The sequence below is a fragment of the Brevibacillus sp. genome (genome assembly GCF_003521185.1).
Classification (GTDB): domain Bacteria; phylum Bacillota; class Bacilli; order Brevibacillales; family Brevibacillaceae; genus Brevibacillus; species Brevibacillus parabrevis.
Window position 1 is genome coordinate 1 of sequence record NZ_DOTK01000076.1, and the last position, 11816, is coordinate 11816.

Below are 11816 nucleotides of genomic sequence, written 5' to 3' on the forward strand. Positions count from 1 at the left end.
TTCAGTTTTCAAAGAGCATTTTTTGTCGAACGCTTCATATCTTATCACGTTCGTTGTTTGCGAGTCAAGAAGTTTTTTGTTGAATCTTGTTTTCTTTTCTCGTGTTTTGTCGTCGTTCTTGGCGACAAGGAATAATCTATCACATCTAAAAATAGAATACAAGGTTTTTTTCTAGTTTTTAAAAAAACCTTTGTACAAATCAAAAAGGGCCCCTCTAAACAAGAGGCCCCGCTACCCTTTCTCTTCTCTATATGGAGCTTACTGCGCCGTATATCCACCATCGATGACGACTGCTTGCCCTGTAATGCCTTGCGCTCTCTTGCTCGCCAAAAATGCAGCGTAGTCCGCCACCTCCTGCACTTGCAGCAGCCGCTTTTGCGGAACGAGCGGATAAATGACTTCCTCCATGACTTTTTCCAATGGCACATTCCGCGTTTTGGCCAGATCAGCCAATTGGTTCTGAACTAGCGGCGTATCGACATAACCTGGGCAGATGGCATTGACCGTAACCCCATCTGCTGCCCCTTCAAGCGCTGCTACTTTGGTCAAACCGATCACCCCGTGCTTGGCACTGTTGTAAGCGGCCTTGCCTGCAAAACCGATCAGGCCATTGATCGACGCCATGTTGATGATCCGTCCATACCCTTGCTGTTTCATGATCGGAAATGCATGCTTGATGGCGATGAAAGGGGCCGTCAGCATGATTCTGATCATTTGCTCGAACTTGGCGGTAGGAAAGCCTTCAATAGGCGAAACGAACTGAAGCCCTGCATTGTTCACCAAAATATCGAGCTTGCCGAATGTCTGCACAGCTTGCTGGATACTTTGCTGCATCTGCTCCTCGTTCGTCACGTCGGCACTCACGCTCACAGCCTCGTAGCCTTCGTTTTGCAACTGGAGCGCTGCTTGCTCGGCAGCGTCCCGATTCAAATCCAGCAGCATGACTTTTGCACCCTCAGAAGCGAACGTCCTCGCGATCTCCAGCCCGATCCCGCTCGCTGCGCCTGTCACCAAAGCCACTTGATTATTCAACAGTTTCTCCATACTCCTGCTCCTCTCCAAAACACTCTCTCTTCCCGTTCAAGGCGGGCTGCTATGTTGCAAATGACTTGCCAAGCCAATCTAGAAAATCGATACCGCGAAAGCCAACAGAAAGACAGCGGCTGTTTTCAATACGGTGATCGCAAAAATGTCCTTGTACGACTGACGATGTGTCAAGCCAGTGATAGCCAGCAGGGTAATGACTGCTCCGTTGTGCGGCAGCGTATCCATCCCCCCAGAAGCCATCGAAGCAATCCGGTGCAACAGCTCAGGACTGATTCCAGCAGCATTGGCCATCTCCAGGTATTGCTTGCCCATGACCTCCAGCGCAATCGACATCCCGCCAGAAGCGGAACCGGTCACGCCTGCCAACACGTTTACGGCTACGGCTTCGGACACCAGCGGATGATCGCTTGCCCCCAAAATCCAGCCTTGGATCAGCTTGAAGCCAGGCAATGTTTTGACGACGTTACCAAAACCTACTTCGGACGCGGTATTGAAAATCGCCAGCAAAGCTCCCATCGCAGCAGCAGTCAGTCCGCTCGCCAGCTTGTTTTTCACCTGCTTGACGTTGATGAGCAGCGCTGCGAGAATCCCCAGGCTAAGGGAAATGATCAACGCCCAGGACGACACGACGTTTTTCACTTTTTCGATTTTGAACGAGTCTTTGAGCATGGTGGCATCATACCAGCCCTCCACTGTCCAGATGCCCCGGCTGAACAAGTAATTGCCGACAAGGACAAGCGCCAACGGCAAAATCGCTACCCAGATGTTCATGTAGGACTCGGTTTTCAACAGCTCTGGTTCATTCGAATGCCCCTCGCCGTAACCTTCTCCGGCGGCTGCGGCTTGCTTGCGTCTCCGCTCCAGCCACGCCATCCCTCCGACGAATACGATAATCGCTCCGATAATGCCGACGACCGGAGCCGCATAAGCGTCTGTACCAAAATAAGTAGTAGGAATGATGTTCTGAATTTGCGGTGTACCCGGCAAAGCATCCATTGTGTACGTGAATGCACCGAGTGCAATCGTTCCCGGGATCAGACGTTTTGGGATGTTCGCTTCACGGAAAATCGCCGCGGCAAACGGGTAGACAGCAAAAGCAACGACGAACAGCGAAACCCCGCCATACGTCAAAATCGAACATGCCAGCACGACAGCCAAAATCGCACGGTTGGAGCCCAGCGCCTTCACGATCGTATGGGCGATCGACGAAGCTGCTCCACTCAACTCCATGACTTTTCCGAAAATGGCACCCAGCAGGAAAATAGGGAAAAATGATTTCACATAGTTTGCTGCATTGGTCATGAACGTTTCCGTATAGCTTGGCAGAAGCGCGATTCCCGACAAAACGACCGCGAGCAGCGTAAAGATCGGGGCAAAGACGATAACAGGGTAGCCCCGGTACGCAAAAAACATCAAAAGGCCGAGCGCGATCACGATAGACAACACTTCAATGATCATAGGATTCTCCTTTCAGATTGCCCTCCAGCTTGGAGGCGCAGTGTTTATAATCACCGCAAAAGAAACCGCTTACAACCGTTTCTGAATTGCATGGATCGTGCCAACTCTGTCACTTTTTCGACAAATCCAGCATTCGCGCCACTTTGTAGTCACCGGGCACCGACACCCGAATGATAGCGCTTGCAAAATTTCCGGATTTCCGGAATTATGCGTCCGCTTTTTTGGAATCTAGCAAAAAACTAGCCAAAAACAGCTCCGGCAAAATGTCAAAACCTTCTGCCGTCGACACCTTTCTCCTTTTTTCTATTCCGGAAACGCGGAATCTGGCAAAAATAATAGCCGGGAACTCGGCCTTGTCGCCCTGTCCCGGCTTTCAGTACGCATCCATTATTTCCGTTGGGAATACTTCTCCCACTTTTCATAAAAGCTGGACTTGCTGATTTGCAGCAACTTGGCTGCCTCCAGCTTGTTTCCGCCCGTTTGCTGCATCGCAAGCGCAAGCGCCTCCTGCTCCGTCTGTTCCATGAGCTGCTTTAAAGGCATAAGCTCTCTGAACGGCGCATCCGCCACAGGAACAACTGCCGTCTCGTCCGATGCCGGCAGCCAAATGTGCTCTTTTTTCAGCACATCGTCCTCCATCAGATGCAATGCTCTCTCCAGCACATTCCGCAGCTCGCGAACGTTCCCCGGCCAAGCATAGCCCCGCAGCACATTCCAGACCTCTTCGTCGATCACTTTGACCGTGATGCCTGTAGACTCGCCCAGTTGCTTGAGCAGGTTGGATACCAGCTCCGGCAAATCTTCCAGCCGCTCTCTCAGCGGAGGGATCGACAAGGTGACTACGTTCAGACGGTAGTAAAGGTCGGCGCGGAACTTCCCTTCCTTGATGCTCTGCAACAGATCGAGGTTCGTGGAAGCAATCACCCGCACGTCGATTGGCGTCGTCCGGACAGCGCCAACCCGCTCCACTTCCTTTTCCTGCAAAACGCGCAAAAGCTTAGCCTGCAAAGGCAGCGGCATATCCCCGATCTCATCGAGCAGAATCGTCCCGTGATTGGCCAGCTCGAACTTGCCCTTTTTCCCGCGGCGAACCGCTCCGGTGAACGCTCCTTCTTCATAGCCAAACAGCTCCGATTCCAGCAAAGTATCCGGGATCGCCGCGCAGTTCACGCGAATGAACGGCCCCATCTTCCGTTTGCTCTGCGCGTGAATCGCGTGGGCAAACAGCTCCTTGCCTGTCCCGCTCTCCCCGGTAATCAATACCGTCGAATCGCTGGTCGCCACCTTTTGGGCAAATTTTTTCAGTTCCTGCAGCTTTTGGCTGTATCCGACGATCTGGTCAAAATGATAGGTCGCCCCCATCCTGCGCCGCAGTTCTTTCTTATAGTAAGTCAGCTCGTCCTTCAGCTGATCGACCATCGCAGCCAGGGCAGTCAGCTCCTGCACATCCTGAAACAGCACCGTTCCGAGTACAGCGATCACGTTGCCCTCGTCCATGATCGGAATGCGGTGGGCGATCATCTTTTGTCCCTTGATTTGCTGGATATCCGCAATCTCCGCTACACCTGCCTGGCCGACAATGTGCATCCGCGTATTTTCGATCACATCTGTAACGGGTTTGCCGATGACATCCTGCACGTTCAAAAATTCCCGATAGCTCCGGTTCATCAAAAGGATTTTGCCGTCCCTGTCCGTCACGATCATCGGCTCATGGGCATTCTCGAAGACGACCTCAAGCAACTTGCTGATTTGTTGGAGATTCCAATCCAACTGGGGCTCCCCCTTTGTCTGGTAGATCGCTTGAATGACAGCTCCTCATGATTCCATGAGCGATGGAAGCTGCGCCTGCATTTGTTTTGCCAAACGCTTGGGAGCTGCACACAAGTAACCCTCCAGCAAATAGTCCGCAAGCAGGCTGTAATCCGCAACGTTTTGGGCGCGAATGGAAACCCAGCCGTGGTGACCGATATACGGCGTCTTGTAAAAGTGCTCCTGGGCGAGCAACAGCTCTTGTGTCGTCTTGAGCACTTTGAAGGAGAGGGCGGGGCCTTCTGCGCCCCCCTCTCCCATAATGACAAACGGCTTGTCGCTTACCCGAAACGACGTATGCCCGAAGCCATCGACCTTTTCCGTCACTTCAGGCCAGCGGATCGCAAGCTCCCTGACCGCCGCTTCCATTTCCAGCCCTTCCTTGGACGTAATCCGCTCATGCGTCATCTGATCGCAACCCCCATCCTCTATCACCAATTTTCCTTGCCGCTTTTCCGACGTTACGGCTGTTTCCTCATGATCCAATCTGTTCTGCGCTTGGCATCGGCTTTCCTTCTTTTACGCGATACAGCGGCAGTATAAAGCTCAGGCCAATCAAAAACAGAATCGCCGCGATTTCATACACAAGCATGAGGGAAAGATGCAGCTTCAGCACCCCTGCCACGCTCATCATGATCACCATGGAACCTGTAAACAGCGGGGTCAAAATGCCGTTTACCCGTCCGATAAAGGAGCTTTCCGTATATTTGAGCAGCATCGTATTGATCCCGATCTGAATGCACGGCAACAGCAATCCGGCCAAAAGCTGGGCGAGCAGCGTCAGCCACAAGTGAGTAGACACTCCGCATACGCCAAGGGCAACGGCATTGCCCAGCATTCCGAGAACGAGCAGCCTTTGCGGAGGCACATTTTTCGCCAGCGCCATCGTCAGCGCCCCTCCTACAATCATGCCCACACCTTGAACCATCAACAGCCATTGCAGGCTCTCCTTAGGCAGCTGGAGCTGTTCGGTCACCAGGAATATCGCCAGAGGCTGCACCATTCCTATACCTAGCCCCGCTGCCATGAAACAGATGCCCAACAAGGACAACACGCGACTTCTGAGCACATAGCGAATCCCGCTCGCCATCTCTTCCAGCAAGGCAGATTCCTGCCTTTCTCCCTCTTCCACCCGATCAGGCGGCAGCATGTACAGCACCCCGGCAGAAGCCAGAAAAGCAACGGCCGTAATCAGCATGGACACTTCCATCCCCCATTGCTGGAACACAAATGTACCCAAGATTGGCCCCAGAACCATAAAGATGGCAAAAAGCGTTTGATAGGCGGACATCCCCGCTTGCATCTGCTCCGCCGGAACGTGCAGCTTGAACAGCTTCATGCCCGATGGTTGGGAAAACTGCGAGAGCACGGCCGAGATCAGCGTTGCGAAAAAGATCGCCTTCCACGTTCCGAAGACAAACGTGACCAGTACGGCAATCACGGACAAGGCACTGAGCACATCGCACCAGACCATCGTTCGTTTCGGCCGCCAACGGTCAGCAAACGTTCCCGCGAGAAAAGAAAACAGAAAGATCGGCGCGTATTCCGCGACAGAAATCATGGAAACGGCGAACGGATCGCCTCCGGTATGGTCCATGACATACAGCAGTATGGCAAAATTGCGTACCCATATCCCGATTTGCAAGAACAAGCCCGACAACAAAATCGCCCTGACGTACCGATTTTTAAGCATATTTGACATAAAAAAGCCTCCTTATCCATTTGCGATCTGGACAGGAGGCACAGCATATCATCGTCAAAAAGACATAGAAACCCTCTGCAAAGAAACATCAAAGGCTCTACCATCCATTTGCCAATATGCACACATACTACTCCCATCCAAAAAACGCATCGTCTTATCCGATTGTTTTTGTGGAAACAGGAGTTAGTAAATCATTGGCTTGATGGTCACCCTTTCTTGTAGAGTGTCCCAAGAGTACCACAAAAAGTAACTGCCTGACAAGAAAAAATGTTCCCCTCTTGTCCTGCGCTACGCTTTATCCACAAACGTGATCCGCTCGGCTGCCGGAACGCGCGGCTGCGGGCTTGGAATCGCTGCCGGATAGCCGATGTGCAGGTTACCCAACACTTTTTCTCCCGGAGCAATGCCCATCGCCTCACGAAATTCCGGCTCGTGAATCCAAGGGTAAGTCTCCCAGGTCAGACCGATGCCTTTTTCCCACGCCAGCAAGCTGAAATTGTGGATGACGATGCTGGTGGACGCGAAATCATCCTGACGCTCGATCAGGTTGGGGCTTTCCTTCATAATAACTGTCATCAGCATCGGAATCGCCATGATTTTGTTGTAGAACTTTTCCCCTACTTCTTTCTTTTTGGCAGGGTCCACTTCGCGTTTTTCCTTCATGATCCGCACCGCTTCCGCGATTCTTCTGCGGCCTTCGCCATGCGTCACAATAAAACGCCACGGCTGGGTCATATGGTAGTTAGGCGCCCAGACCGCTGTATCCAACAGCTCGGCCACCAGAGCCGGGTCTACCTCGCGATTTTCAAAACGGTGAATCGAGCGGCGTTCTCTGATCAATTTTGCCAGTTCCATTTTCGTTCCTCCCTTTTTGCTTTCTCTCCCAAAATCAGAGGAGCGCCCCTTGCTCAAAGTGGCGCCCTCCTCCTGACTCTATCCAAATGGACTGCTTTTCTCTATTTTTTGGCTCTGCTAAGCAGATAGAAGAAATACGGCACCCCGATGATCGAGATGACAATGCCAACCGGCAGTTCAACCGGAGTGAATACGGTCTTGGCGATAAAGTCCGCCGCAATCACCATCAGCATCCCGATTGTGCCGGATAGCGGCAAAACATGTCTGTGAGCAATACCCGTCAGGCGCTTGGCTATATGCGGAGCCATCAGACCGACAAAACCGATGCTGCCGGAAACGGAAACGCATGCGCTTACGATCCCGATACTGGACAGCAAGAGCCGATTGCGTTCTTTTTCCACCGACACCCCAAGGCTTTTCACCGATTCCTCGTTTAGCTGCATCAAGTCGAGAATATGCCCTTTGCGCAACAAGACAGGAACAAGCAGGATCAACCAGGGGAGCATTCCGGTAATATGCGTCCAGTTGGCGTTCCAGATGCTTCCGGTCAGCCAGACAGTAGCCATTTCAAAATCGTTCGGGTTCATTTTCAGCGACAAGTACAAAGCTACTGCTCCCAGCCCTGATCCGATCGCGATCCCGACCAGGATCAGCCTTTGCGGGTCAAGTGTTCCGTTGCGCCAGGCAAACATGTAAATCAACGCGGCGGCCAACAAGCCCCCGGCCAGACCAAACAGCGGCATTGCCATGATGGAGAACCAACTGGCATCCGTAAACTGTCCCTGGAAGAAAAACATGAATGCCACGACAGACGCACCTGCCCCGGCGTTGATCCCCAAAATCCCCGGATCAGCCAGACCATTGCGGGTAATGCCTTGAATGACAGCACCTGCAACACCCAAGCCATAGCCGACCAACGCTGCAATGACAATCCGCGGCAACCGAAATTCAAAAATAACGAGGTCCTGCTCAGGAGACGACCCGAGCCGCAACAAAGTGCGAACCACATCCATCACGGACATGTCGAACACGCCGTTTGTGATGCTAATGTAAATTGCCAGTACAATCAGGATTATATTGACTGTCAGAACCAGACGAAATCTGCTTCTGTTATCACGCATGCTTGCCTCCCCCTCTCTTGTAAATCAGATAGAGGAAGAACGGCACACCGATAAATGCGGTAACAACTCCAATTGGCGTCTCAAACGGACTGTTCATGAAGCGGCTGAAGACGTCAGACAAGCCAAGGAAAACGGCTCCCATCACGCCTGCGCACGGAACAATCCAGCGATAGTCCAGGCCGACCAGGAAACGGGTCATATGGGGAATAATCAGCCCGACAAATCCGATTTTTCCGGCTAATGCTACCGAAATGCCTGTAAGAATAACGACAGCCGTCGTTGCCAGCACTTTGACCAAGACCGTCTTTTGTCCCAGACTGAGCGAGATTTCCTCCCCCAACGACAAAATCGTAATGGACTTGGACAAGAACAGAGCCATGATAATGCCGACGACAGCAAAAGGAACCGCCAGCCAAATCAGCCCCGGTTCAAGCTGATGCAACCGCGCGTTATACCAGAAGCTTACATTTTGCGAGACTTGAAAATAAGAAGCGATAGCCGCAGAGACACCGCTCAAAAACGTTCCCGTAATCGTCCCGATTACCGCCAAAGCGACAGGCGAAAATCCATTGGGCAACAGCCTGGACAATCCGAGTACCATCACAACTGCCAGCGCCGAACCAGCCAACGACATGAAAATCATTGTCGTATTCGACGAAGCAGGCATCAGCACCATGCACAGGGTAATGGCAAAGGCCGAACCGTCGGATACCCCCATAATAGAGGGGGACGCGAGGTAGTTCCTCGTCATCCCCTGCATCAATGCTCCTGATATTGCCAAAAACGCTCCGATCATGAGTGCGCCCAACACTCGTGGCAAACGGGAATGCATAATGATTTGATGATTCACATTCCCTTCGTCAAACTGGAAGAGAGCTTGATAGACGGTGTATGCGTCAATCTGCTTAGCCCCGTACAGAATAGACAACACGATCACTAGCGCAATCGCTACGGGCGAAATCGCAAGTATGAGGATAGGTACTGCTTTTTTTGATTGCATGCGATTAACCTCGCCTACTATTACTTGGCAGACAATTTTTCAACAGCAGCTTTCAGGAAGTGTACTTTACTCCAAGCTGTTCCGCCTTGTGCGAGCGGATCAACCACGTTTACGAATACTTTGCCGTTTTTCACAGCGTTGATGCTCTTCCAGATCGGGTTGTTTTCCAAATCTTCCAGTGCTTTTGGATTGTCTTTGTTCTCATCCGCAGAGAATTGGACGAAAATGTAATCCGGGTTCATTTCGCTGAATTTCTCCAGCGAAACCACTTCTTGCGCCTTCGCTGCTTTTACTTCTGCTGGTGCTGTGAAACCCAATTCAGAGTAGAGAGATGGGTTGAAGAACACTTTTTCCGGATAAATGTTGATACTACCTTGGCGCAAACGGATTGCTACCACTTTCTTGTCTTTCAGGCCCTCACCCAATTGAGTTTTTGCTGCCTCGACTTCTTTTTTGTAGTCGTCGATCACTTTTTGAGCCTCAGCTTGTTTGCCAGTCAATTCACCCAGCAAGAGCAGGTTTGCTTCCCAGTTGGTGGAAATGTGGGAAACCGGGAACGCTGTAGTGATCTTGGTCAATTTCTCAAAAGTTTCAGGCGGGAACTTGCTGCTGCCCAGAATGACTTCTGGTTTCATGGACACGATGCTTTCCAGGTTCAGCTGGATTTTCTCGCCAGTGGATTTTGCTTCTCCGGTGATCGGAGCAAACATCTCAGGGAACTTGCCACCGATGGAAATGGCCCCAACCGGTTTTACGCCGAGCACGAGCGCATCTTCCATGGACTCCATGCTGCCTGTGATAGCGATCCGTTCTACTTTGCTTGGGACAGTGTATTCTTTATCGAGGTATTTGATCGTGCGTGTCTCTTGTTTGGCACCCTCTTCAGCAGGTTTTTCCGCTGTTGTCGTAGTCGCAGCAGGTGTGGTGCTGTTGTTCGTGGCTGTGGAGTTTGCAGCCTGGTTGCCGCCGCACGCAGTCAGTGCAATTGCCAGCATGGCGATGCTAAGACCCAGATATACCTTTTTCATTACTTGAAAAGCCCCTCTCATATGTTTGTATATGATCTTTATTGATAACGATTATCATTCGTGATTATAATGCATCTGCTTATCCGCGACCATGGACGATATCCAGAATCGTCATGGACGATCTCCTGAAAATAGACGCAAGCATTGGTCAAGAACCCGATTATGGGCAAGGGCTGAATACTCTCGCCACGGATCGGAAGTAATCAGGTACGCCCGGTTGTTTCGCACCGCTTTCAAATCCCGCCACTGCGCAGACAGCTTCAACTGTTTGAAGGTTTCCAAAGTCTCGGCTTCCTGGCAAACGAGCATCAGCACCCTGTCAGGATTAAGCGCAGCCACATCGGCAAGCGATACGGTCTGATCGTAAACATCCTCTGTCGTAACAAAAGCCGGCTTCACTTGCAGCCCTTTGTAAAAAACCTCGTTCATGCTGCGATTGCAGTGCACAGTCAGCTCATTTTTGAACACGCGCAAAATGAGAAACGTTTCTTCCTCAAGCGTTTTTCGCAGCCCTTCCCGTCCTCTGGCCATTTTCTCGTCATAGGCAGCCAGCCAGTGTCTGGCCTCCACCGACTCTCCCAAAAAATCGCCGATCATCAGCAACTGCTCTCTCCATCCTTGCGCTTCGTATGGCACGAACAAAGTTGGCGCAATGCGAGCAAGCTGCTCGGTCTCCTGTTCATTGGCCTTGTCCAGCGAAATGATTACATCGGGCTTGGCTTCTTGCAGCATTTCGATGTTTGCCTTCCAGTTTTCATTCTGGCGAAACGCGCTCAGATGGACGGGGATGTCGTTTCGGTAGTTTTGGTAGTAATAGGCCGTCCATTTCGGATGCAGTGGAGCTGCGAACGGCATCATTTTCAATGCCAGCATCTGCCCAATGATCGGGGCGCGATAGGCGGCGATTTTGCGCTGGCGGCTTTTCATATAAAAGGTAGGCGAAACTCCCACCTCTTTTTTGAATTTGCGGCTGAAGTAAAACTCGTCGTTGTATCCTACCTGGTGAGCGATTTCACGCAGCTTTACGTGGGATTGCGCCATGAGCTGCTTCGCCCGGCTAATGCGCAGCTCCGTGACGTAATCCATCGCGGATACACCGTATGTTTTCTTGTACAAATCCACGAAGTATTTCGGGCTGACTTCGGCAATCCGGGCGAGCTGCTCAATCGTGATATTTTGCGAGTAATGCTCTTCCATATAGGCACGTGCTCGTTCCAGCGCCGTAGCTGAATCTTGTGCCGTGAAGTCGACGTTCTTCACGATGTGGTACCACATTTCTTGAAACATGGTCTGGCTGCGAAAACGGTCGATCCCGCCTGCCTGCTGCCATAGCTCTGCAATCGAATCGCAGTACAGCACAAGCTGCCCCGCGGAGCGGACAGATACTTCCCCCATTAATGGAAACTCGTGCTCTTCCCGCAATACGCGAAGACGTCTCCTTCTCTGCTTGGACTCGCTAAACGCGTCGAAGCGCATGACGTACATCTGCAATTCGTCAACCGAGTCTGGATCGATCCCGAACGTGCTCATCGGGGGGCATATATAAATCGCATCCTGACGCAACTGATGCTCGACATTTTCCAATCGCAAACGACCTCTCCCGCCGGTTACGATCAGCAATATGTGTGAATTTGTAAACTGTTGGCGCAGACGTTCATGCTCGTCTCCTTTTATCCAGGCAATATCGCGGAGCTTGAACATGACATCGGCCATCACATGCTCGGTAAACTCCTGGAACATCGCTTGTCTGTCATTCATCTTGGTCACACCTTCAGTCTTGCAGAATATTTCTTCAC

The 11816-nt window shown here is 51.6% G+C and carries 10 protein-coding genes; all 10 read right to left on the bottom strand.

Annotation, left to right across the window (positions count from 1 at the left end):
- Positions 1–258 precede the first annotated feature (258 nt).
- The 10 genes from DEP07_RS21990 to DEP07_RS22035 all read right to left on the bottom strand — a co-directional run bounded on the left by DEP07_RS21990 (position 259) and on the right by DEP07_RS22035 (position 11778).
- Positions 259–1044 (bottom strand): 3-hydroxybutyrate dehydrogenase, encoded by a 786-nt coding sequence (locus DEP07_RS21990; protein ID WP_122962218.1) that lies wholly within the window; start codon positions 1042–1044, stop codon positions 259–261.
- A 78-nt stretch (positions 1045–1122) separates the two neighbouring features.
- Entirely contained in the window at positions 1123–2505 is a 1383-nt protein-coding gene (locus DEP07_RS21995) for a GntP family permease (protein ID WP_122962217.1), read from the bottom strand.
- Positions 2506–2892: 387 nt separating this feature from the next.
- Positions 2893–4275 carry a sigma-54 interaction domain-containing protein gene (locus DEP07_RS22000; protein WP_122962216.1) on the bottom strand — a complete coding sequence of 461 codons (1383 nt, stop codon included), beginning with the start codon at positions 4273–4275 and terminating at the stop codon, positions 2893–2895.
- Between the two features lie 45 nt (positions 4276–4320).
- Entirely contained in the window at positions 4321–4722 is a 402-nt protein-coding gene (locus tag DEP07_RS22005; protein WP_063229115.1) for an MmcQ/YjbR family DNA-binding protein, read from the bottom strand.
- 67 nt (positions 4723–4789) lie between these two features.
- Entirely contained in the window at positions 4790–6016 is a 1227-nt protein-coding gene (locus DEP07_RS22010) for an MFS transporter (protein WP_173597936.1), read from the bottom strand.
- A 288-nt stretch (positions 6017–6304) separates the two neighbouring features.
- A complete protein-coding gene (locus DEP07_RS22015) occupies positions 6305–6871 on the bottom strand; it encodes a nitroreductase family protein (RefSeq protein ID WP_173600148.1) in 567 nt (188 codons plus the stop codon).
- 101 nt (positions 6872–6972) lie between these two features.
- A complete protein-coding gene (locus DEP07_RS22020) occupies positions 6973–7992 on the bottom strand; it encodes a FecCD family ABC transporter permease (protein ID WP_274874746.1) in 1020 nt (339 codons plus the stop codon).
- Positions 7985–8992 (bottom strand): FecCD family ABC transporter permease, encoded by a 1008-nt coding sequence (locus DEP07_RS22025; RefSeq protein ID WP_122962213.1) that lies wholly within the window; start codon positions 8990–8992, stop codon positions 7985–7987. The genes DEP07_RS22020 and DEP07_RS22025 overlap by 8 nt, the downstream gene beginning before the upstream one ends.
- Before the next feature lie 20 nt (positions 8993–9012).
- Positions 9013–10020: an iron-hydroxamate ABC transporter substrate-binding protein gene (locus DEP07_RS22030; protein WP_217023397.1), complete on the bottom strand. Its 1008-nt coding sequence runs from the start codon at positions 10018–10020 to the stop codon at positions 9013–9015.
- 111 nt (positions 10021–10131) lie between these two features.
- Positions 10132–11778 (bottom strand): AraC family transcriptional regulator, encoded by a 1647-nt coding sequence (locus DEP07_RS22035; RefSeq protein ID WP_122962211.1) that lies wholly within the window; start codon positions 11776–11778, stop codon positions 10132–10134.
- Positions 11779–11816 lie beyond the last annotated feature (38 nt).